This window comes from Phreatobacter oligotrophus, assembly GCF_003046185.1.
GTDB classification, from domain to species: Bacteria; Pseudomonadota; Alphaproteobacteria; order Rhizobiales; family Phreatobacteraceae; genus Phreatobacter; species Phreatobacter oligotrophus.
On record NZ_PZZL01000005.1, the window covers coordinates 22,092 to 44,746 of the forward strand.

Annotated in this window: 19 protein-coding genes and 2 pseudogenes; 7 read left to right on the forward strand and 14 right to left on the reverse strand. The window is 68.7% G+C overall.

Going from position 1 to position 22,655, the window contains the following annotated elements; all coding sequences use genetic code 11:
- Positions 1–77: 77 nt before the first annotated feature.
- From pstA to C8P69_RS12385, 4 genes and pseudogenes are all read right to left on the reverse strand, one after another.
- A pseudogene (gene pstA / locus C8P69_RS24235) lies at positions 78–863 on the reverse strand (phosphate ABC transporter permease PstA); the annotation flags it as partial.
- A gap of 567 nt (positions 864–1,430) precedes the next feature.
- Positions 1,431–1,916, reverse strand: a pseudogene (locus C8P69_RS24240) (DUF3333 domain-containing protein); the annotation flags it as partial.
- The gene (gene pstC / locus C8P69_RS12380; protein WP_108177591.1) at positions 1,909–3,288 is read right to left on the reverse strand and encodes a phosphate ABC transporter permease subunit PstC; all 1,380 of its coding nucleotides are present in this window, start codon (positions 3,286–3,288) and stop codon (positions 1,909–1,911) included. The pseudogene C8P69_RS24240 and the gene pstC, both read right to left, overlap by 8 nt.
- A 92-nt stretch (positions 3,289–3,380) precedes the next feature.
- Entirely contained in the window at positions 3,381–4,406 is a 1,026-nt protein-coding gene (locus C8P69_RS12385; RefSeq protein ID WP_245902015.1) for a substrate-binding domain-containing protein, read from the reverse strand.
- Positions 4,407–4,714: 308 nt separating this feature from the next.
- On the opposite strand from C8P69_RS12385, the gene C8P69_RS12390 reads away from it, so the two are divergent.
- Both C8P69_RS12390 and C8P69_RS12395 read left to right on the forward strand, forming a co-directional pair.
- A complete protein-coding gene (locus C8P69_RS12390) occupies positions 4,715–5,599 on the forward strand; it encodes a DMT family transporter (protein WP_108177594.1) in 885 nt (294 codons plus the stop codon).
- 111 nt (positions 5,600–5,710) lie between these two features.
- The gene (locus tag C8P69_RS12395; RefSeq protein ID WP_108177596.1) at positions 5,711–5,971 is read left to right on the forward strand and encodes a hypothetical protein; all 261 of its coding nucleotides are present in this window, start codon (positions 5,711–5,713) and stop codon (positions 5,969–5,971) included.
- Between the two features lie 5 nt (positions 5,972–5,976).
- On the opposite strand, the gene C8P69_RS12400 is transcribed toward C8P69_RS12395, so the two are convergent.
- The 7 genes from C8P69_RS12400 to C8P69_RS12430 all read right to left on the reverse strand — a co-directional run bounded on the left by C8P69_RS12400 (position 5,977) and on the right by C8P69_RS12430 (position 13,568).
- The gene (locus C8P69_RS12400) at positions 5,977–6,426 is read right to left on the reverse strand and encodes a hypothetical protein (RefSeq protein ID WP_108177598.1); all 450 of its coding nucleotides are present in this window, start codon (positions 6,424–6,426) and stop codon (positions 5,977–5,979) included.
- Positions 6,427–6,685: 259 nt separating this feature from the next.
- A complete protein-coding gene (serA, locus tag C8P69_RS12405; RefSeq protein WP_108178111.1) occupies positions 6,686–8,278 on the reverse strand; it encodes a phosphoglycerate dehydrogenase in 1,593 nt (530 codons plus the stop codon).
- A 240-nt stretch (positions 8,279–8,518) separates the two neighbouring features.
- A complete protein-coding gene (locus C8P69_RS12410) occupies positions 8,519–9,691 on the reverse strand; it encodes a phosphoserine transaminase (RefSeq protein WP_108177600.1) in 1,173 nt (390 codons plus the stop codon).
- Between the two features lie 112 nt (positions 9,692–9,803).
- Positions 9,804–10,622, reverse strand: a complete 819-nt coding sequence (locus C8P69_RS12415; protein ID WP_108177602.1) for an outer membrane protein — start codon at positions 10,620–10,622, stop codon at positions 9,804–9,806.
- A 202-nt stretch (positions 10,623–10,824) separates the two neighbouring features.
- Positions 10,825–11,643 carry an outer membrane protein gene (locus C8P69_RS12420; RefSeq protein ID WP_108177604.1) on the reverse strand — a complete coding sequence of 273 codons (819 nt, stop codon included), beginning with the start codon at positions 11,641–11,643 and terminating at the stop codon, positions 10,825–10,827.
- A 150-nt stretch (positions 11,644–11,793) separates the two neighbouring features.
- Positions 11,794–13,140 (reverse strand): phosphoglucosamine mutase, encoded by a 1,347-nt coding sequence (glmM, locus tag C8P69_RS12425; protein ID WP_108177606.1) that lies wholly within the window; start codon positions 13,138–13,140, stop codon positions 11,794–11,796.
- Positions 13,141–13,319: 179 nt separating this feature from the next.
- Positions 13,320–13,568, reverse strand: coding sequence for a DUF3297 family protein (locus tag C8P69_RS12430; RefSeq protein ID WP_108177608.1), 249 nt, complete (start codon positions 13,566–13,568; stop codon positions 13,320–13,322).
- 164 nt (positions 13,569–13,732) lie between these two features.
- Here C8P69_RS12430 and C8P69_RS24075 point away from each other — a divergent pair, with 164 nt between their 5' ends.
- The 3 genes from C8P69_RS24075 to C8P69_RS12445 all read left to right on the forward strand — a co-directional run bounded on the left by C8P69_RS24075 (position 13,733) and on the right by C8P69_RS12445 (position 16,007).
- A complete protein-coding gene (locus tag C8P69_RS24075) occupies positions 13,733–14,233 on the forward strand; it encodes a hypothetical protein (protein ID WP_211353823.1) in 501 nt (166 codons plus the stop codon).
- Between the two features lie 134 nt (positions 14,234–14,367).
- Entirely contained in the window at positions 14,368–15,465 is a 1,098-nt protein-coding gene (locus tag C8P69_RS12440) for a TRAP transporter substrate-binding protein (RefSeq protein WP_425440759.1), read from the forward strand.
- Positions 15,466–15,584: 119 nt separating this feature from the next.
- Positions 15,585–16,007: a hypothetical protein gene (locus tag C8P69_RS12445; RefSeq protein ID WP_108177612.1), complete on the forward strand. Its 423-nt coding sequence runs from the start codon at positions 15,585–15,587 to the stop codon at positions 16,005–16,007.
- A 53-nt stretch (positions 16,008–16,060) separates the two neighbouring features.
- Here the strand turns inward: C8P69_RS12445 and C8P69_RS12450 are convergent, their stop codons facing one another.
- Positions 16,061–16,798 (reverse strand): phosphatase PAP2 family protein, encoded by a 738-nt coding sequence (locus C8P69_RS12450; RefSeq protein ID WP_108177614.1) that lies wholly within the window; start codon positions 16,796–16,798, stop codon positions 16,061–16,063.
- A gap of 165 nt (positions 16,799–16,963) precedes the next feature.
- Here C8P69_RS12450 and C8P69_RS12455 point away from each other — a divergent pair, with 165 nt between their 5' ends.
- Together C8P69_RS12455 and C8P69_RS12460 are read left to right on the forward strand one after the other, a co-directional pair.
- Complete coding sequence (locus tag C8P69_RS12455; RefSeq protein WP_108177616.1) at positions 16,964–17,233, forward strand: twin-arginine translocation (Tat); 270 nt, start codon at positions 16,964–16,966, stop codon at positions 17,231–17,233.
- 181 nt (positions 17,234–17,414) lie between these two features.
- A complete protein-coding gene (locus C8P69_RS12460) occupies positions 17,415–18,587 on the forward strand; it encodes a GGDEF domain-containing protein (protein WP_108177618.1) in 1,173 nt (390 codons plus the stop codon).
- 10 nt (positions 18,588–18,597) lie between these two features.
- On the opposite strand, the gene C8P69_RS12465 is transcribed toward C8P69_RS12460, so the two are convergent.
- Both C8P69_RS12465 and C8P69_RS12470 read right to left on the reverse strand, forming a co-directional pair.
- Positions 18,598–19,608 (reverse strand): aldo/keto reductase, encoded by a 1,011-nt coding sequence (locus tag C8P69_RS12465; RefSeq protein WP_108177620.1) that lies wholly within the window; start codon positions 19,606–19,608, stop codon positions 18,598–18,600.
- 105 nt (positions 19,609–19,713) lie between these two features.
- Positions 19,714–22,542 (reverse strand): EAL domain-containing protein, encoded by a 2,829-nt coding sequence (locus C8P69_RS12470; protein WP_108178112.1) that lies wholly within the window; start codon positions 22,540–22,542, stop codon positions 19,714–19,716.
- Between the last annotated feature and the right edge of the window lie 113 nt (positions 22,543–22,655).

Below are 22,655 nucleotides of genomic sequence, written 5' to 3' on the forward strand. Positions count from 1 at the left end.
CGGTGGACTCGACCGCCGTCGTCTGGAAGGTGGGAAGCGAGTTCATCGATACATCCTTTACCTGAGGCACCGGCGGCTCACCAGCGGCGCTCGAACTTCTTGCGCAGGAACACGGCGACCGCGTTCATGAGGATGAGGAAGACGAGCAGCACCACGATGGCCGCCGCCGTCTTGCTCTGGAAGGCCTGCTCGGGGAAATCGGCCCACATGAAGATCTGCACCGGCAGCAGCGTCGCCGCGTCGGTGATGCTGTTCGGCGCGTCCACCACGAAGGCGACCATGCCGATCATCAGCAGCGGCGCGGTCTCGCCGAGGGCATGCGCCATGCCAAGGATCGTGCCGGTGAGGATGCCGGGCATGGCCAGCGGCAGGACGTGGTGGAACACCGCCTGCTGGTGCGAGGCGCCAACGCCCAGCGCCGCCTCCTTCACCGAGGGCGGCACCGCGCGGATCGCCGCCCGAGAGGCGATGATGATGATGGGCAGCGTCATCAGGGCGAGGACGAAGCCGCCGACGACCGGGGCCGAGCGCGGCATGCCGAAGACATTGAGAAACACCGCGAGGCCCAGCAGGCCGTAGATGATCGACGGGACCGCCGCGAGGTTGTTGATGTTCACCTCGATGATCTCGGTGAACCGGTTCTTCGGCGCGAACTCCTCCAGATAGACCGCCGCCGCGACGCCGATCGGGAAGGACAGGCCGAGCGTGATGAGGAGGGTGAGGAACGAGCCGACGATGGCGACCCAGACGCCGGCGAGCTCGGCCTCGCGCGACGCGCCCCCGAGGAAGAACTCCCGGGAGATGCGCTGCTCGACGAGGCCGCGCTCCTTCATCGCCATGAGGAAGGCGATCTCGCGGTCCGGCAGGCGGCGATTGGTCTCGGCCTGTGCGATGCGGACGATCTCCCATGTGCCGGCCGCGGCCGTACCGGCCGACGTCGGGGCGACGAGCACCTCGCCGGTGGCGCTGGAGGCCTCGATCCGGGCGAGCTTGATGATGCCGCCGTTGATCTTCACGAAATAGCTGGCGACCGTGTTGTCGAGGCTCTCCGAGGCATCCGCCCCAGCGATGCGCTGGTTCAGCTGCTCCAGACGCTGGCGCATCTGCGCCACATCGTTCTGGTTGGAGGCAAGCTGGCGACGCTCGCTCTCCACCCGGCCCTGCAGGCGCTCGCGGTCCGCGGGACCGGCGGCCTCGACGCTGCGGACGAGGGCGGCGATGTCGCGCTCGAGGCCTGCGGTGACCCGCTCGCGGCCGGCAAGGTCACGCTGCAGCGTGTCGCGCACGGTGATGAGCTGCGCCTTGATGGCGGCGAGCAGCGGCTGGAAATTGCTGGCCGTGGCGGTGAGCTGCACCTGGCCCGAGGTGCCCGACAGGCTGAGGTCGCCGGCGCCCTTCATCGTATCCGTCGGCGCCAGGAGGCCCTTCAGGAAAAGGTCGGCATTGTCGTCGAGCGGCAGGTAGAAGGTCTGCGTCGTGCCGATCCAGGAGGGGTTCGCCACCACCTGCCGGCGCATGGACGTGGGCGCGCCGGACGACAGGACGTTGCCGAGGGCGCGCCGGGCGGCGCGGTCCGTCGCACCGGGGAAGAAGGTCCGCATGGCGGCGGCGGTGATGCCGTCGAAATTGGCGGTGTCGATCGCCTTCACGAGGTCGGCGCCCGTCGCATTCTGCGGGTTGAAAGTCTCCGGCTTCAGCTCGATCGTCAGCTTCACATAGTTCTGCGTGAAGGCCGGGATGGCCTGGGTGATGATCGTCGACAGGAAGATGACGAGGAAGCCGGCGGCGATCAGCAGAGCGCCGAGGCCGAGGGCCTGGAAGATGAACTCCGACCGGTAACGCGCCTTCAGGCGACCCTTGGCCTGGTCGTTGGTATGCAGATCGGTGGCGATCCTGGGCAGCGAGACGTCAGTCATACTGTTCCCGATACTTGTTGACGACGCGCAGCGCGACGAGGTTGAGCGAAAGGGTCACGACGAAGAGCACCAGGCCGAGGCCGAAGGCGGCGAGGGTCTTCGGGCTGTCGAATTCCTGGTCGCCGGTGAGCAGCGTGCCGATCTGCACGGTCACGGTGGTCACGGCTTCCAGCGGGTTCAGCGTGAGGTTGGCGGCAAGGCCCGCGGCCATGACCACGATCATGGTCTCGCCCATGGCGCGCGACACGGCGAGCACCAGGGCGGAGACGATGCCCGGCAGCGCTGCCGGCAGCACCACCTTGCGGATGGTCTCCGACTTGGTGGCGCCGAGGCCCGCCGAGCCATCGCGCAGCGACTGGGGCACGGCGTTGATGACGTCGTCGGAGAGCGAGGAGACGAAGGGCACGATCATGATGCCCATGACCACGCCGGCCGCCAGCGCGCTCTCGGAGGCGACCTCAAGGCCCAGCGCATGGCCGGTGTTGCGGATGAAGGGGGCAACCGTCAGCGCGGCGAAGAAGCCGTAGACGACGGTCGGGATGCCCGCGAGGATTTCGAGGACCGGCTTGCCGACGGCACGCACCTGGGGGCTCGCGTAGTCGGACAGGTACACCGCCGCCATGATGCCGAGCGGCGCGGCCACGATCATCGCGATGAAGGTGATGAGCAGCGTGCCGGTGAGCAGCGGGATGAAGCCGAAGGCCGCATTGCCGCCGACCTGGTCGGCGCGGAAGGCCATCTGCTGCGGCGTCCAGGTGAGGCCGAAGAGGAAGTCGATGGGGCTGACCATCGAGAAGAAGCGCATCGACTCGGTGATGAGCGAGACGACGATGCCGATCGTTGTCAGGATGGCGATGGTGGCCGAGACCGCGAGGAAGACCTTCACCGCCGCCTCGACCTTGTGGCGGGCGCGGAAGGCGGGGTTGATGGCGCCGAAGCCGTAGATGAAGCCGCCAATGCCGACCGCCGACATGGTCGCGATCATCAGGCCCGTGGAGACCCACTGGCGGGAGGCGAGGACACCGGCCGCCTCGGTGCGGACGGCGTCGCGGATGCCCGCCGTGCCGCCAAAGGCCAGCGCCTGGATGTCACGCCAGAAGCCGTCGAGCTGGGCCGCGCTGGCCGTGCCGAGCTGGCCCGAGAACTGGCCGATCAACATCTGGCGCAGGATATTCGGCGCCACGATGGACCAGACGATGAGGATGAGGAGCGGAAGGCCGACCGTGGTCAGGGCGAGCCAGGAGCCGTGATAGCCGGGCAACGAATGCAGCGAGGCGTAGTTGGCGCCGGCAAGGGAGACGGAGCGACTCCGGCCGATGATGAAGCAGGCGACGGCAACCGCCACCAGGAGGCCGAACAGGGTCAGGAACATCGGAAAACCGCCCGTCTTGACTGGACCCGGCAGGTGCAGGGCCCTGATGCGGGAGGCCCGGCGAACCGGGCCTCCTCATGCGTAGCGCTGGATCAGAGACCGGCCATGCCGGTGGCGGCGCGCGCCGCGCGGGACACCGCCTCGCGACGGTCGGCCGGCAGCGGGACGAGGCCCTTCTTCTCGAGATAGCCGTCATCGCCCATGGCCTGGTCGGAGACGTACTCGTTGATGAACTCCTGCAGGCCGGGGACCACGCCGATATGCTCCTTCTTCACGTAGACGTAGAGGGAGCGGGAGAGCGGGTACTTGCCCGAGGAGATGTTCTCGACGGTGTCCTCGACGCCGTTGATGCGGGCGCCCTGGATCTTGTCGCGGTTCTCCTCGAGGAAGGAGTAGCCGAACACGCCGAAGGCCGACGGGTTGGCGGCAAGGCGCTGGACGATGATGTTGTCGTTCTCACCGGCCTCAATGAAGGCGCCGTCCGCGCGCAGCTGCTGGCAGGCGCGGTTGTCGATCTGCACGTTGGCGCGGCGCTGGACGGCCTTGCAGCCCTCGAGCATGGCGAGCTCGTTGAAGGCGTCGCGGGTGCCCGAGGTCGGCGGCGGGCCGAGGACCTCGATCTTGGCGTTCGGCAGGTTCGGGGCGATGTCCGACCAGTTGCGGTTCGGGTTATCGACCAGCTGGCCCTGGGCGTTCGGCACCTTGGCGGCGAGCGCCAGGAAGATCTGCTCGAGCGTCAGCTGGAGGGCCGGGCCCTGCTTGGAGTTGGCGAAGACGATGCCGTCGAAGCCGACGACGATCTCGATCGGCGTGACGCCGTTCTTCTTGCAGGTGTCGAACTCGGAGGCAGTGATGCGGCGCGAGGCATTCGCGACGTCGGGCGTGTTCACGCCGACGCCGGCGCAGAAGAGGCGCATGCCGCCGCCGGTGCCGGTCGACTCGACGATCGGCGCCTTGCCGGAGCGCTGGCCGAAGCGCTCGGCAACAGCCGTGGTGAAGGGGAACACGGTCGAGGAACCGGTGGCCTGGATGCGGTCGCGAGCCTCGGCCGAGCCGGGCAGCGCGGCGACGGCGCCAAGGGCGACCACCGCAGCGGAAAGAACCAGAGAGAGTTTCACAGGATGCTCCTGTCCTTGGAGGGGCTCGTCCGTCGCACCACCGTGCCGTATGGACGAGGGATGCGGCCCCATCGATAGGGCCGCCGCGCGATACTTCTATGACCTCTTCTTGACAGCTACATGAATTCGAAAATCCATGTTCGTCAGCGGGTTAGAAACGCACACGCGGATTTGTCGCAATGTACGGATGACTCGCGTTAACCCGTGGAATACCGCTGGTGGGCCGCACATTGCTCCCGTGCGCGGCGCCCGCTGCCCCCCGTCCCGCGGGCCGGTATAGTGCGCGTCCCTCGGTTTCCGGCGAGCGCATGCGTCTTTACGATCGACCCTATCTCATCCTCGGCGCGACCACCTTGATCTGGGCCGGCAACGCCATCGCAAGCCGTCTCGCCATCGGCCATGTCTCGCCCATGGTGCTCACCACCCTGCGATGGGTCGGGACGCTGACGCTGATGATCGCCATTGCCGGCGCAGCGTTCCGGTCGGAATGGCCGGTGATCCGCGCCCACTGGAAATGGCTGGCGGTGATGGGCGTGGTCGGTTTCACCGGCTTCAACGCCCTCTTCTACATCTCCGCCGTCTACACCACCGCCGTGAACATCGGCATCATCCAGGGGTCGATCCCGGTCATGGTGCTCGCCGGGGCCTATCTCGTCTATCGAACACCGGTGACCGGGCTGCAGGCCATGGGCATCGTCGTCACCATTGCCGGCGTCGCCCTGCTGGCGGCGCGAGGCGATCTCGCCGTCCTCACCGGCCTTGGCTTCAACCTCGGCGACCTGCTGATGCTCATCGCCTGTCTCGGCTATGCCGCCTACACGGTGGCGCTGCGCGAGCGGCCGCCCATCTCCCCCCGCCCCTTCTTCCTCGGCCTCGCCATCGTCGCGCTGATCTCATCGCTGCCGCTCGTCGGCATCGAGATCGCCCATGGCACGGCGCAGATGCCGGACCTGCGCGGCTGGCTCATCATCCTCTATGTCGCGGTCCTGCCGGGCTTCGTGGCCCAGCTCTTCTTCATGCGCGGCGTGGAGCTCATCGGCCCGGGACGGGCCGGCCTGTGGGTCAACCTGGTGCCTGTCTGGTCGGCGGTCCTCGGCCCGCTGATCCTCGGCGAAATCTTCGCCTGGTATCATGCCGTCGCGCTGCTGCTGGTCCTCGGCGGCATCGCCATTGCCGAGAGCGGCCGGCGCTGACGAGCCGGTGGCGGCAGGCCACCTGCGACAGCCGACCGCGACGCAAATTCACCGGAACGGCTTGCCAATTCCCATACGTCAAGCTTGTATTAGATACAGGGGACAAATGGGGTGATTCAGTCGGTCATGGACGAGACGTCGGATGACGGGAAGCCGTCGCTTCAGGCTTTTCTCCAGGACATTCGCAGCTCCTCCGAGCTCCTGGCGAGGGCGAGCCGAGCGGTTCACGAGATCGGCTTCATGAACCCCGAGAAGGTCGAGGGAGCCCTGCACGTTGCCGCCGCCAAGACGAGCCTCGTCATGGTCGCGGCGACAGAGGATGTCCGCGGCCGCATCGCAGGGTCATTGCCGCCGGGGCCAGATAGGCGCTGAGGGGCTCAGCGCACGGCGTAGCGCATGTAGCCGTTGAGAACCTGGCCGATCCAGGCGAGGCCAATGCCGAAGGCAGAGGCGAGCGCCGCGCCCGCCGCGATGCGGCCGGCATTGCCGCCCTCGAACAGCGCCGCGCCCTGGAGAGCCGGCCAGACGACCCAGAGCACGAGGCCGGGCCCGACGAGGCCGAACAGGATGCCGAAGCCGGCGCCCTTGACGATGCCGTCCCGGCCCCAGCGATCCCAGATCAGGATGAAGAGCAGCCCCCACAGGCCGCCGAGCAGGGCCGGCTGGGTGAGACCGGGGAGGCTCGCCGGCAGCGGCGCCCGCATAGGGAAGAGCTGAACCGGCGACAGGCCCAGCTGCCCGAAGACCCAGACGGCGCCCTGCAGGGCGAGCACCACCGCCAGGACGCCAACGGCGAAACCGAAGGACAGGCGGGCGACGACATACATGGGTCAGGGCTTTCGACGAATCGCGACGGCGTGAGTTTAGCGCAGGCCGTGTGAGGAATGTTTCGCCGGAGAGGTCAGTGCAAGGCCCCTCACCCGTCCCTCTCCCCGCAAGCGGGGAGATGGGACTTCGACGGTCCGCATGACCGGATGGCGCGCGCCAAGCACAACCGCTGTCGCCTCGAACGCGACGCTGTCGCCCCCCTCTCCCCGCTTGCGGGGAGAGGGAAGGGTGAGGGGCCCCGTCGAGGAGCCCGTCCCGTCAGAACGCCAGGCGCCGGGCGCGCTTCACATGCGGGATCTCGTGGATGCGCGCGAGAAGCTCGTCCGAAACGCGCTCGTCCACCGCCACGAAGCAGATGGCATCGCCGCCGGGCGTGTCGCGGCCGAGGTTGAAGGTGGCGATGTTGACGCCCGCATCGCCGAGCAGCGAGCCGAAACGGCCGATGAAGCCCGGCTTGTCGTCGTTGCGGACATAGAGCATGTGATCAGCGAACTCCGCGTCCATGGCGATGGAGCGGATCTCGACGATGCGCGGCTTGCCGTCTGCCAGCACCGTGCCGGCGGCGTGGCGCGGCATGTCCTCGGCCTCCACCGTGATCATGATGCGGCTCTCGAGGTTACCGCCCGGCGCCTCGCGCTTCACCTCGTCCACCGTGATCCCCTTGTCATTGGCGATCGGCACGGCATTGACCATGTTGATGTCGGAGAGGAACGGCCGCAGCACGCCGGTCACCGCGGCGGCGGTCAGCGGGCGCACGTTGAGATCGGCGACCTTGCCTTCATACTCGATGCGGATGCCCTTGATGGGGGCTTCCGTCAGCTGGCCGAGGAAGGAGCCGAGCTTCTCGGCGAGGGACACGAAGGGACGCAGCTTCGGCGCATCCTCCGCCGAGATGGAGGGGAAGTTCACCGCATTGGTGATGGCGCCCGACAGGAGGTAGTCGGACATCTGCTCGGCGACCTGCAGGGCGACATTCTCCTGCGCCTCGGTGGTCGCCGCGCCGAGATGCGGCGTGCAGATCACGTTCGGATGGCCGAAGAGCGGGTTCGCCGTCGCCGGCTCCTCGGAGAACACGTCGAAGGCCGCGCCCGCCACATGGCCGGACTCCAGCGCCTCGCGCAGCGCCACCTCGTCGACGAGGCCGCCGCGGGCGCAGTTGATGATGCGCACGCCCTTCTTCGTCTTCGCAAGCGCCTCGCGGGAGAGGACGTTCTTGGTCTGCGCGGTCATCGGCACATGCAGGGTGATGAAGTCGGCGCGGCGGAGCAGGTCCTCGAGCTCGACCTTCTCGACGCCGATCGACACGGCGCGTTCCGGCGAGAGATAGGGATCGAAGGCGATGACCTTCATCTTCAGGCCGAGCGCGCGGTCGGCGACGATGGAGCCGATATTGCCGCAGCCGATGATGCCGAGCGTCTTCGAGGTCAGCTCGACGCCCATGTACTTGTTCTTCTCCCACAGGCCCGCCTGCGTGGTGCGGTCGGCATCGGGGATCTGCCGGGCGATGGCGAACATCATGGCGATGGCGTGCTCGGCCGTGGTGATCGAATTGCCGAAGGGCGTGTTCATCACGATGATGCCCTTGGCGGTCGCGGCGGGGATGTCGACATTGTCGACGCCGATGCCGGCCCGGCCGATCACCTTGAGGTTCTTGGCATTGGCGAGGATCGCCGGCGTCACCTTGCTGGCCGAGCGGATGGCGAGGCCGTCATAGTCGCCGATGATCGCGGCGAGCTTGTCCTTGTCCTTGCCGAGGGACGGCTGGAAATCGACCTCGATGCCCCGGTCCTTGAAGATCTGGACGGCGGCGGGCGAGAGGGCGTCGGAAATGAGAACGCGAGGTTTGGTCATGATGGGCTCCACGGCCTCCTCCTGCGGAGAAGGGGCGCCTTTGGGCGCGGGGTGAAGAATCGGGCTCCGACCGACCCTCTCCCCCTGTGGGAGAGGGTGGCTGCGGAGCAGCCGGGTGAGGGGAAGAGAAACGTCGGCGATCGATGGAGCCGGCCATCAGCGCGGGCGAGGCCAGTCCCCTCACCCGCCCGCTGACGCGGGCACCCTCTCCCGCAAGGGGAGAGGGTTGCGTCAGCAGCCTCAGGCCGCCTTCTTCAGCTTGGCCTTCTCCAGCGCGAAGGCATAGGCGATCCACGGCATCAGCGCCTTGAGATCGCGCGCCTGCACCGTCGCGCCGCACCAGATGCGAAGGCCGGGAGGCGCATCGCGATAATGGCCGAGGTCGAGGCCGGCGCCTTCCTTCTCCAGCGTCGCGACGACGCCCTTGGCGAAGGCCGCCTGCGCATCCGCCGGCAGGGCCGTCACGGCCGGGTCGGTGAACTTGAGGCAGACGGAGGTGTTGGAGCGCGTCTTCGGCTTCACCGCGAGGAAATCGATCCAGTCGTTCTCCTTGACGAACTTGGCGATGACGCGGGTGTTGGCATCCGCGCGCTTCACCAGGCCGTCGAGGCCGCCGACCTTCTGCGCCCACTTCAGCGCGTCGATATAGTCCTCCACGCAGAGCATGGACGGCGTGTTGATCGTCTCGCCCTCGAAGATGCCCTCGATGAGCTTGCCGCCCTTGGTCATGCGGAAAATCTTCGGCAGCGGCCAGGCCGGCTTGTAGGTCTCGAGCCGCTCCACCGCGCGCGGGGAGAGGATCAGCATGCCGTGGGCCGCCTCGCCACCGAGCACCTTCTGCCAGGAGAAGGTCACGACATCGAGCTTCGGCCAGTCGAGGCGCTGGGCAAAGGCCGCCGAGGTGGCGTCGCAGATGGTGAGGCCCTCGCGATCCCCAGCGATCCAGTCGGCATTCGGCACGCGCACGCCCGAGGTCGTGCCATTCCAGGTGAAGACGACATCGCGGGTCTTGGTGTCGATCTTATTGAGGTTCGGCAGCTCGCCATAGGGCGCGGTGATGGTGCGCACGTCGCTGAGCTTCAGCTGCTTCACCACGTCGGTGACCCAACCCTCGCCGAAGCTCTCCCACGAGACCATGTCGACGCCGCGGGCGCCGAGCATCGACCACATGGCCATCTCGACCGCGCCGGTGTCGGAGGCCGGCACGATGCCGATCCGGTAGCCGGCGGGGACCTGCAGCACCTCGCGGGTGAGGTCGATGGCGAGCTTCAGCTTCGCCTTGCCGACCTTGGCGCGGTGCGACCGCCCGAGGGGCGCGTCAGCCAGAGCTTTGAGGGACCATCCGGGGCGCTTGGCGCAGGGGCCGGACGAAAAGGTATTCACGCGCGGACGCGCGGCAGGGGCAGTCGTCATCTGTGTCTCCATCCTTACAGATGGGCGTGCCCCGTTGGGGGGGCATGTCCCGCTGATGGGGATAGGACCAATGATGGGTCAGGTCAAGGAAAAGACGGGACCGTCGGGCGGCTCAGTGGCCCGCCAGCCCGTCACCGAACATGTAGCGCAGGCCGACGCGGATCTCGTGGGCCGCGACCGTCGTGCGATAGCTCCCGCCCACCGTGTCGATGAAGCGCAGCGAACCCATGTGCAGGTAGCGGTAGCCGATGTCGATCTTGGTCTGCGGCGTCACATCGACCGTCACGCCCGCCATGGCGGCCCAGGCGAGCGTCCACTTGGTCGTGTTGGCTAGGACCGGCGTGAAGACCGTCTCGCCGAGGGCTGCTGCGGCCGGCACCGGCGTCGAGACGAAGTTGGAGGCCGAGAGCCGCGCCGTGCCGAGACCGACGCCGACATAGGGCGTCAGCGGGCCGAAGGCACCGAGATCGGCATAGGCATTGATGAGCAGCGTCTGGGCGCTGACGCCGAAGCTGTTCAGCCGCGATGGCACGGGAAGAGGCCCGACATAGCCCCAGTTGCCCTGGGGCGGTGAGAAGCCCGAGAAGGTCGCGCGGCCATGGATGTCGAGCGTCGCGTCGAGGCGGAAGCTCTTGTACTTGAAGCCGGCGCCCAGGCCCCCGCCGAGCGAGCGGCCCGCCCGGGTGCCGCGCTGCTCGACGAGCGCGTTCGCCGTGTCGTCAAAGACCGCCATGGCCGGCGAGCGGAAGAGATTGGCGGTGAGATCGCCGCGCACATACCAGCCGGAGGAGAAGTCCTCCGGCAGCACGGGCGGCGCGAGAGGCGCATCGGGAAGCGGGGCGCGCCGGTCGGCGGCGAGCGCAGGCGCGGCCATGCAGAGGGCTGCGGCAAAGACGGCGATGCGGTGGGAAAGGCGGGGGTTACGCTTCATCGGACGTCCTGCAACGCTGACGCCGCCCTGCCGGGCGGATGACCATGGCGACACTGTCGCAGACCGCGGTTAAGGGGGATTTAAGGTTAAGAATTAACCACGCAGGCGACCTCGCGGACCCGTGGCCCCACCAGCCCGGACCAAAAGAAAACGGCGCGGGCCAAAGGCCCGCGCCGCTGCTGTGGGGAACGGTGCTGCGAGGTCAGTAGCGGGCGACGACCGGGGCCGGCGCGACCGGGGTCGAGCCGCCGAAGGCGTAGCGCAGGCCGAGGCGGATATCGTGCGAGGTGACCTGGCGGATCTCGTAGTTCTGGACCGCCGTTGTGCAGAGCGGGCACGGCGCGCCGGAGCGGAAGTTGCCGAGGTTGAGGTAGCGGTAGCCGATCTCGATCTTGGTGTTGGCCGAGACATCCCAGGCCATGCCGGCCATCAGCGCCCAGGCGAAGTTGCCGTTGGAGCCGCCATTGATCACGCCCGAGGAGGGGCCGACGCCGACGACCACGCCGGTGTCGAAGGTCGGGGCGAGGCGGTTGTGGGCATAGCCGATGCCGCCGCCGATATAGGGGGTGATGCCCCACCAGGTGCCGAGGTCGATATAGCCGTTCACGAGGGCCACGATCGAGGACATGTTGGTGTGCAACACGTTCTCATAGCTCTGCGGGCCCGTGAGGATGTCACGGCCGACGAACCGGCCGCCGGAGCGATATTCCAGCGAGGCGTCGACGCGGAACCAAGAATTGAAGGCGTAGCCGATGCCAGCGCCGATGAACATCGTCGACGACAGCGAGTGCTGGTAGGTCGCCTGGGTGATGCCGCCGGGCGGGTTCGGGTTGTACTGCCAGCGCTGGGCGGTCTGGGTGCCCAAGCCGACATCGCCGCGCAGGTACCAGCCGCCATTGTCGACCGGCTGCACGGCGGGGATGGATTCACGCAGCACCGGCGGCGCCATGTCGGCGGCGGTGGCGGCGGTGGCGACGAACGCCGCCGTGGCGGCGAAAGCGAGACTGATCAGGCGGCGCATGGCGGTGTCCTGGGAGAGGGCCTCGCCGTGCCAGGCGCGCCCGAGGGTTCAACACCCCGGAGCCTGCCGCAGATTGTTTAAAGTCCACTTAACCCTAACGGACGTGGTGAACGGCGCGTAAAGGCGCGCCCTCCCCCGCCCGCGGCGCCGTCAGGCGGCGGCCTTGGTCACCGCCTCGACGATCTGGTCGACCACCGTCTCGACGAGGTCGCGGTCATCGCCCTCGGCCATGACGCGGATGACCGGCTCGGTGCCCGAGGGGCGGATGACGAGACGGCCGTGATTGCCGAGCTTCACCTTGGCATCGTCGATGGCGGAGACGACGCTCTTCGCCTCCAGCGGCTTGCCGCCCTTGAAGCGGACGTTCTTGAGGATCTGCGGCAGCGGCTCGAAGCGATGGCAGACCTCGGAGACCGGCCGGCCCATCTTCAGGACGACGGCCAGGACCTGGAGCGCCGCCACGAGGCCATCGCCGGTGGTCGAATAGTCGGAGAGGATGATGTGGCCGGACTGCTCGCCGCCGACATTGAAGCCGTGCTCGCGCATATGCTCCAGCACGTAGCGGTCGCCGACCGGCGTGCGGGCGAGCTGCAGGCCGAGCCCGCCGAGGAAGCGCTCGAGGCCAAGGTTCGACATGACGGTCGCGACGATGCCGGGCTGGGCGAGGCGGCCATCCTCGAGCCAGGACTGGGCGACGACGGCCATGAGCTGGTCGCCATCGACCACATGACCCTTCTCGTCGACGATGAGCACACGGTCCGCGTCGCCATCGAGGGCGATGCCGATATCGGCGCGCATCTCGCGCACCTTCTCCACCAGCGTCTCCGGATGGGTCGAGCCGCAGGCATCGTTGATGTTGAAGCCGTCGGGCTTGTCGCCGATCGTCACCACCTCGGCGCCGAGCTCCCAGAGCGCCGCCGGGGCGACCTTGTAGCCGGCGCCATTGGCGCAATCGATGACGATGCGCAGGCCGTCGAGATCGAGGCTGCGCGGCAGGGTCCGCTTGGCGAATTCGATGTAGCGCGCCTGGGCGTCGTCGATGCGCTTGGCGCGGCCGAGATGGCGGGAGCTCGCGAGCTTCCGCGACAGGTCCTGGTCGAGCAGGCTCTCGATCTCCTTCTCCACCTCGTCGGAGAGCTTGTAGCCGTCGGGGGCGAAGAGCTTGATGCCGTTGTCGTCGAAGGGATTGTGGGAGGCGGAGATCATCACGCCGAGATCGGCGCGCATGGAGCGCGTCAGCATGGCAACCGCCGGCGTCGGCATCGGGCCGACCAGCAGCACGTCCATGCCCACCGAGGTGAAGCCGGCGACCAGCGCGTTCTCGATCATGTAGCCCGAGAGCCGCGTGTCCTTGCCGATCATCACGCGATGGCGATGCTCGCCGCGCTGGAACGCGACGCCCGCGGCCTGCCCGACCTTCATCGCCATGTCCGGCGTGATCGGGAAGGCATTGGCGCGACCACGGATGCCGTCGGTGCCGAAATATTTGCGGGCCATGGGTGCAGGTCTCGGGGTGAAGGTCACATCCGCGGCGAAGGAGGCGACGGGCGATTCGCGGGAACCGCCCACCGTCGCAGCCTTATAGGCGCGGCCCGGCGAAATGTCCCCGAATCCGGTTCAAAAATGGTGATGGACTGTGACAGCGGCGCCGGCCGGGCCGGCACCGCGCTGGCGCTTCAGCTCTTGAAATAGGGCTCGACCGGCCCCTTGAGCTTCACCGTCAGCGGATTGCCGTGCCGGTCGCGCGCATTGCCGGCGACAACCCGCACCCAGCCCTCGGAGACGCAGTATTCCTCGACATTGTTCTTCTCGACGCCCTTGAAGCGGATCCCGACCTCCCGGGAGAGGATCTCGGCATCGTAGAAGGGGCTGGCGGGGTCGGTGGACAGCCGGTCGGGCGGTGCGGCGCGGGTCTCGTCGGTCATGCCTGCTTCCGTCGCTGGAGGAGATCAAGGCGCGGACCAATAACGGCCCGGACCGGCCGTGCCAAGCGGCGGCCCTCATCGCTTCAGGAACTGCGGGCCGGCGGCGGCGTTGGCCTTGCAGAAGAGCGTCCATCGCGGACGCCCCCGTTTCCGGGAGAACGACCATGCACCGCCGATCCCTTCTCCATGCCGTCCTCGGCCTCGCTGTGGTCCCGGTCTTGGCGTCGCCGGTCCTTGCCGCCCCTGACACCGCCTTGCGTGAAATGCAGCGCGGACCCGGCGGTGGTGGTGGCCGCGGCGGCGGTGGGGGAGGCGGTCGCGGCGGCGGCGGGGGAGGCGGTCGCGGCGGCTTCGGCGGTGGCGGCGGGGGCGGCAGTCGTGGCTTCGGCGGCGGCGGTCGCAGCTTCCAGGGCAGCCCGGGCGGCTTCCGCGGACCCGGCTTCGGTGGTGGCGCCTATCGCGGCCGCGCCTGGGGCGGCGGGGGCTGGCGCGGCGGCCGGCGCTATTACGGCCGCCGCTATTATGGCGGCGGGGGTTGGGGCTATGGCGGCGGCCCCTATTACGGCGGCGGCTACTATCGTCGTTGCTGGATCAACCGCTGGGGCTACCGCGTCTGCCGGCGCCCAGCCGTGCCTCTGGTCCTTCCCTTCGCGCCGTTCTTCTGACGCGCCAGCCAGCGGGAGGCAGACCGGAGCCGAACGCAAAGCAACCCATCCTCCGACCGTCTATGGTCCGCGCCTCCGAGGGGGCGGGACCAGCCCGTCCCTTGATCAGGACGTACGGAGGAAACATGTCCACCATTTCGACCCGCTCTCCCGCCTCGCGCCGCGGCGTGCTCGGCGCAGGCCTTGCCGGCGCCGCGCTGGCGACGCCGGCCCTCGCCCAGGCCAATCCGAAGATCTCGTGGCGCCTCACCTCGTCCTATCCGAAGAGCCTCGAGACGCTGTTCGGCCTGTCGACGCAGGTTGCCAAGCGCGTCGCCGAGGCGACCGACGGCCAGTTCCAGATCCAGACCTTCGCCGCGGGCGAGATCGTTCCCGCGCTCCAGGCGCTCGATGCCATCCAGAATGGCACCATCGAATGCGGCCACACCCTGTCGAGCTTCTATATCGGCAAGGATCCCGCCTTCGCCTTCGACACCTCCCTGCCCTTCGGCCTCAACACCCGCCAGCACAATGCCTGGCTCTATCAGGGCGGCGGCCGCGAGCTCGTCGCCGAGTTCATGAAGGGCCACAACGTCCACGCCATCCCCTCCGGCAATACCGGCGCGCAGATGGGCGGCTGGTTCCGCAAGGAGATCAAGTCGCTCGCCGACCTGCGCGGCCTCAAGTTCCGCATCGCCGGCCTCGGCGGCACCATCATGGCCCGCCTCGGCGTGGTGCCCCAGCAGATCGCCGGCGGCGACATCTATCCCTCGCTGGAGCGCGGCACGATCGATGCCGCCGAGTTCTCCGGCCCGGCGGATGACGAGAAGCTCGGCTTCCAGCGGGTCGCGAAGTACTACTATTACCCGGGCTTCTGGGAGGGCTGCGCCAACGTCTCGTTCTTCGTGAACCTGGAACGCTGGAACGCCCTGCCCGCCCATTACCGCGCTATCGTCGAGGCCGCCTGCGCCGAGGCGCTCGCCCTGTCGGTCGCCAAATACGACCACCTCAACCCCGACGCCCTGTTCCGCCTCGTCGCCAGCGGCGCGGAGCTGCGCGCCTTCCCGCAGGACGTCCTCGCCGCCGCCTTCAAGGAGGCCCAGGCGCTCTATGGCGAGCTTGCCGCCAGCAATGCCAACTTCAAGAAGTTCTACGATTCCTGGCTGCCCTACTGGCGCAAGGAGCAGATCTGGTTCCGCGTCGCCGAGCTGCCCTTCGACGCCTTCACCTCCTCGCAGGTGCAGGGACGCTGACGGGGGGCTTCGACCGGGAACGACGACGGCGGTCGCGCGTCATTTTGACGAGCCACCGCCGTTGTTTTTTGCTAGCGTGGCGCTGGGTGGTGGCATCTCGTGACGAGGAGATGTTTCCGATGCATCGCAGACTGTTCCTGACGACCTTGGCCGCGGGTGTCGCGGCAGGAGCGGGGCTCGCCTCCGGCACGGCCCAGGCCGCGCCCGTGGGCGCCCCTGCGACCGATCTCGCAGGTGTGCGCGCGGCCCTCGGCCCCGCCCCCGCATCCGAACCCTCCCTGCTGGAGATGCGCCGCCGTGGCGGTGGCTTCCGCGGCGGTGGCCGTCGCTTCCGCGGCGGTGGCTGGGGTGGCGGACGGCGCTGGCGCGGTGGCGGCGGCTGGCGTCGGGGGGGCTGGGGTCCGGGCTGGCGGCGCCGCCGCTACTGGGGCCCGCGTCCGTGGGGCCCCCGTCCCTGGGGTCCGCCGCGTCGCTGCTTCTACAATCGCTGGGGTGAGCTGGTCTGCCGCCGGCCCTATTGGCGCCGTCCCATCTGGTGGTGACGCCTTTGCCTCTCTGACGATCCCGAAGGCCCGGCTGGACGCCGGGCCTTTTCTCATTCGCGACCCGGCCGCGGCTCGATCTGGCCGCGCCGCTGCAGCCACAGCGCCACGATCCAGCAGAGCAGCGCCCAGGCGGCGCCGAGGCACCAGCCTGCCAGCACGTCCGTCGGCCAGTGGACGCCGAGATAGACGCGGCTGATGCCGATGAGCACGGTCATCACCACCGCGACGCCGATGAAGAAGGCATGGACCCGCCGGGGTGCCTCGATGCGCGTCAGCAGCGCGCCGAGCGTCAGATAGGCCACCGCCGAAATCATCGCATGGCCCGAGGGGAAGCTCGCCGTCAGCTCGATCGGCGCCCCGGGGATGAGGTCGGGCCGCGGCCTGTCGAAGACGATCTTCAGCCCATGGCTGAGCGCCGTGCCGCCGATCACCGAAACGAGCACGAAGAGCGCCGCCGCGCGCTTGCCGGCGAGCAGCAGGTAGATCACCGCGAAAGCCACCAGCATCGACAGAACGGCGAGGCCGCCAAGCGCGGTGATGTCGCGCATGATGCCCGGCAGCCAGGAGGGCCCGGGCGCAAGGCCGGGATTGGCCGGATCGCGCATGAACAGCAGCAGCGCCCGGTCGAAGGCCTCGGTCTCGCCGTCGACGACGATGTCCGCGAGGCGGAGGAAAGCCAGCGTGCCACCGGTGATCACCACCAGCGCCACGACGAGGCCGATCTCGTCGCGCACCAGCCTCGCGAGGCGTCCGAGGGTCGAGGGCAGGGGGAGAGGGCTCGCCGTCATGGACCTTGAGGTGGCTGAGCCTGTCCGTGGCGTCAAGGCGAAAGCGCTGCGGCCGGACCTTCTGCCGCACGACAAGGCCCGAGGAACCGGCAGCGCGCCGCGACGTTGGCACCATCAGGCCGCGATGGTCTCCGCCGGCCGCAGACCCATCCAAGGAGGACGCCCATGAACCGCAGAACCCTGCTGACCGCGCTGGCGGCCGGTGTCGCCGTATCGGCCATGCCCTTCGCCTTCACGGGCGAGGCGAACGCCCTGCCCGCCTCGGCTCCCGCCGACCTGACGGGCGTGCGGGAGGCCCTGGCTCCCGCTGCCGCCGCCCCGCAGGACATGCAGTGGCGCCGCCGTCGCTGGCGCCGCCGCTACTGGGGCGGCCGCCCCTGGCGTCGCCGGCGCTGCTGGATCAACCGCCGCGGCTTCCGCGTCTGCCGCTGGTAATCGCGACGATCCGGGTTGCCGGCGACCCCGGCGACCCGGGTTTCTTGATCGACAAGTCGGTTCTGCATTTTCCGCAATCAGGACATGTCGTCGCGGCCTGCCTGCTTAACGAAGGTGCAAGCGTCGCCCGTCATCATGCGATCCATCGCCCGGACCCTGGTCCCAGGTGACGGATGACCGCGTGACCGAATATCTCCACCCGCGCACGATTGCCCTCGCCGTTGTCGTCGTCAGCATGACGGCCGGCCTGCTGCTGCTCATGTCGTCGCGGCGGAACAGCGAGGAGCCGAGCCTCTTCACCTGGGGCATCGCCAATGTGATGGGCAGCATCGGGGTGGCCATGCTGGCCATGCGGAACATCGCACCCGACACCCTGACGATCATTGTCGCCAACGCGCTCACCCTCTCCGCCTACATGGTGAATGTCGCGGGCGTGCTGCAGTTCTGCCGCCGACAGGTGCCCTGGGGTCTGATCGCCTTGCCGCCTCTGGTCTGGCTGCTCCTGTGCCAGGTCCCGGACTTTTACGGCAGCGTCGAGGCGCGCCTCACCTACATCTCCGCCATCGTCGTCATCGCCTCCTTCACGCCGGCCGCCGTCCTGTGGCGCCTGCGCGGCGAAGCCCTGCCGACCCGGATCCCGACCATCGTCTGGTACTGCCTGCACGGCTGCGTCTTCATCGTGCGGCTTGTCATCCCGCTGCTGAACACGGCCCCTGCCCCCACGGAGCTCCAGGCCTCGCCAGTCGTGGTCATCATCATGGTCGAGGCCCTCGTCCACGTGACGATGATCTCCTTCCTGCTGCTGCTGCTGATCAAGGACCGCGCCGAGGAGCGCTATCGCCGCGCGGCCGAGACGGACGTGCTCACCGGCCAGCCAAACCGCCGCGCCTTCATGGCCGAGGCCGAGCGCCTCGTTGCCGAGCCGACGCGCTGGCCGGCCTGCATGCTGGTCATCGACGTCGACCGCTTCAAGAGCATCAATGACACGGTGGGCCATGCCGGCGGCGATACCGTGCTGGTGACGATCGCCACGACCATCCGCTCGCATCTGCGCCCAACCGACACGTTCGGCCGGCTCGGCGGCGAGGAATTCGGCGCGCTGCTGCCCAACACGACGCTGGCCTGCGCCATGACCATCGCCGAGGGCCTGCGCGCCCGCGTCGCCGCCCTCGACATCGCGGCCGGCGGCACCACCCTGCGCGCCACCGTCAGCATCGGCGTCTCGATGATCGCCGGCGGTAAGCCGGACCTCGACACGCTCATCGACCGGGCCGATGCCTGCCTCTACGAGGCCAAGCGCACCGGCCGCAACCGCGTCGTCGCGCGCGAGGACGGGATCAGGCTCGCGGGGTGAGGCGGCACGCTCAGCCGCAGCGCGACACCCGCCCCTCCAGCGGATAGGCCGGGTCGGTATAGCCCGGCGTCGAGGGATGCCCCGCCGGCACCAGCCTGTCGACCAGCGCCTCATCGGCCTTGGTGAAGGCGTAACCCGGCGCGCCGAGATAGTCCTCGAACTGCTCCATGGTGCGCGGGCCGGCAATGGCCGCGGTGACGAAGGCGTTGTTCAGCACCCAGGCGGTGGCGAACTGGCCCGGCGTGATGCCGCGCTTCTCCGCATGGGCCTTCAGCTTTTGGGCGATGACGAGGGATTCCTTGCGCCACTCCGTCTGCATCATGCGGCTGTCGGCGCGGCCGGCACGCGAACCCTCCGGCGGCGGCGCCTTCGGGTCGTACTTGCCGGAGAGGATGCCGCGGGCGAGCGGCGAATAGGGCACGACGCCGAGGCCATAGAAGCCGCAGGCCGGCAGGTGCTCGACCTCGGGCATGCGGTTCATGGCGTTGTAATAGGGCTGGCTGACCACGGGCCGGTCGATGCCCATGCGGTCGGCGAGGTTGCAGATCTCGGCGACGCGCCAGGACCGGTGGTTGGAGACGCCGTAGTGGCGGATCTTGCCCTGCCGGATGAGGTCGCCGAGCGCCCGCACGGTCTCCTCCAGCGGCGTCCCGTGATCCTCCTTGTGGAGGTAGTAGATGTCGATGACATCGGTGCCGAGCCGCTTCAGCGAGGCCTCCACCGCGCGCATCATGTAGAGGCGCGACAGGCCGCGGTCATTGGGGCCAGGGCCGGTGGGATTGGCGAGCTTGGTGGCCAGCACCCAGTGCGAACGGTTCGCCTTGATGGCCCGCCCGGTGATCTCCTCGGAGCGGCCCTCGGTGTAGACGTCGGCAGTGTCGATGAAATTGACGCCGGCCTCGCGCGCCCGGTCGATGATGCGGACGGAGGCCTTCTCGTCCGTCGGGCCCCCGAACATCATCGTGCCGAGGCAGATCGGCGAGACCTTGAGGCCGGAGCGGCCGAGATTGCGCGGGGTCATGTCATTCCTCCCGGATGATCGTTGGACGGCAGTAGGCCGGGACGAGCGACGCAAGGGAAGCCACAGCCACGCATGGCGTGGCCGCTGAAACTGACGGGGCCGACCTCACGCCGCCTGGGCGAGCGCGGCCTTGAGCAGCTTGGTCGCCTGGTCGGCGGTCATGGGCTCGCCGAAGGCGAAGCCCTGGGCATAGTCGCAGCCGAGCTGGAAGAGTTCGACGGCATCCGCGTCGCTCTCGGCGCCCTCGGCCACCACCTCCATCCCGAGGTCCTGGCCGAGCGCGATGATGGTGCGCAGGATCACGGGGCGGACACCGCGCTGGTCGGCGCGCACGAAGCTCTTGTCGATCTTGATCGTGTCGAAGGGGAAGCGCTGCAGGTAGCTGAGCGAGGAATAGCCGGTGCCGAAATCGTCGAGCGACAGGCCGGCGCCGAGCTCGCGGATGCGCTGCAGCATCTGCGCGGCATATTCCGGGTTCTCCATTACCAGGCTCTCGGTGAGCTCCAGCTTGAGGGAGCCGCGGGCGACGGTGGAGCGCGACAGCACGCCCTTGATGTCCTGCAGCAGGTCGTGGCGCAGCAGCTGGCGGCTCGAGACATTGACCGAGACGAAGAGCGGCGGGTCGAGCGGCATGAGCTGCTGCCAGGAGGCAAGCTGGCGGGCCGAGCGGTCCATGACGAAGAGCCCGAGCTCGACGATGAGCCCCGTCTCCTCGGCAATGGCGATGAACTCGCCCGGCGGCAGGCGGCCAAGGCGCGGATGGTCCCAGCGCACCAGGGCCTCGAAGCCGGCAAGGGTGCGGTCGGCAAGGCGGACCACCGGCTGGTAGACGATGGCGATCTCGTTGCGCTCCAGCGCCCGGCGAAGGTCGCTCTCCAGCGCCAGCCGGTCGCTCTTCACCGCCCGCAGCGCCGGCTTGAACACCTCGATGCGGTCGCCGCCCAGCCGCTTGGCGTGATAGGCCGCGAGCTCGGCATCCTTCAGAAGGTCGTCGCGCTTCACCTGCGTGCCGTCCGCCAGGGCGATGCCGATGGAGCCGGTCAGGAAGATCTCGCGGTCGCCGAAGGCGATGGGCGCGCGCAGCGCCTTGCGCAGCGTCTCGGCAAAGCCGGTGATGCGCTCGGGCGTGCGCTCCGACACGAGGATGATGGCGAACTGGTCGCCGGCAAGCCGCGCCAGCGTGTCCTGCGGCTTGATGAGGCGGGCGAGGCGGCGCGAGACGCTGAGCAGGATGGAATCGCCGACCGAGACGCCGACGGAATCGTTGACCTGCTTGAAGCGGTCGATGTCGAGCACCATGACGGTCGGCCGGCGGCCGTCCTCGGCCGCGAGGCTGGTGAGCGAGGCGTCGAGGCGGTCGAGGAAAAGCTCGCGGTTCGGCAGGCCGGTGAGATTGTCGTGGACGGCGTCGTGGAGCAGCCGCTCCTCCGCCGCCTTGAACTCGGTGATGTCGGCGAGCGTACCGACAAGCCGGACGACCTCGCCATCGGAGCCGACGACCGGCCGGGCGCGCAGCACCATCCAGATGAAATGGCCGTCCGTCGCGCGCAGGCGAAACTCCTCGACGAGGCGGCCGCGGCGATGCTCCACCACCGTGTCGAGGGTGGAGCGGATGCGGTCGCGGTCGGCGGGATGCAGCGCCTCGATGAAACGGGTGGCGACCCCTTCGAGCGTGCCGCGCTTCAGGCCGAGCTGCGGCTCGAGCTCGGGCCCGACCCAGATGCGATTGGTGACGACGTCCCAGTCGAAGATGACGTCGCCGGCCCCGGTCAGCGCCAGCGCCTTGCGCTCGGTGTCGGAGACGAGGCCACGCGGCACGCCGGCGCCGGAGAAGGCGTGCTGCATCACCGTGAAGCCGATCAGCATGACGAGGAGCACCAGCGCGCCGAGCATGGCGGGCGCGGCGATCTCGTTGTTGAGGCGGCCGGAGACCATCAGCAAGGCGGCGCCCGACCAGACCATGAACAGGACCCAGGTCGGCAACAGGTTGATGGCACGGTCGTAGCGCAGCACCGAGAGGTAGACGAGGATGACCGTGCCGAGGATGGTCACCGCGCCGATGCCGAGGCGAGCGATGCCGGCGGCGATCGACGGGTCGAACCAGGCCACCGTGAGCATGCCGCCGGCAAAGGCGAGCCAGACCGCCATGAGCACGGTGTAGCGCACGTGCCAGCGGTTGAGGTCGAGATAGGCGAAGAGGAAGATCATCAGCGTCGCCGAGAGGATCGCCTCGGCCACGGCGCGCCAGAAGGCGACGACCTCCGGCGCCAGTTCCATCACCCGCGTCCAGAAACCGAAGTCGAGCGCCAGCGTGCCGAGCACGGCCCAGGCGAGGAGCGCGGCGGCCGGGAACATCAGCGAGCCCTTCACCACAAAGAGGATGGTGAGGAACAGCGCCAGCAGGCCGGCAATGCCGAGGATGATGCCGCGATAGAGCGTGAAGGAGTTCTCGCGGTCCTTGAAGGCATCCGGCTGCCATAGCGTGATCTGCGGCAGGCGCGGATCATGCAGCTCCGCCACGAAAGTGACGGTGGTGCCGGGGTCGAGCGTGATCAGGAAGACGTCCTGGTCGACAGCGGTTTGCCGCTCCGGGCGGAAGCCCTGGCTGGGGGTGAGCGAGACGAGGCGCTGGGCGCCGAGATCGGGCCGCAGCAGCCCTGAGCGGATCAGCCGGTAATGCGGCACGACGACGAGGCGATCGACCTGCTCGTCGGTGGCGTTGGAGAGGGTGAACACGCCCCAGACGGAGCTCGAATCGGTGCGGGTCTGGCGCACCTCCATGCGGCGGACGATGCCGTCGCTGCCGGGTGCGGTTGGAACCGAGACGCGGTCGCCCTCGCCCTGCACGAAGGTCAGGGCGCGGCCGAGATTGATGGCGGGCGACGTCGCCGTGACCGCCACGGCATCGACGCCCTGCGCCAGCGCCGGGGTCATGGCCGCGCCCAGCGCGAGAAGCGCCAGCGTCAGGAACCGGGAGAGAAGGAGAAGCGTCGTCCGCACGAGGACCCGTCGAGGCTTGGCCGTGAGCACTGGTTCTGCAACAGGCG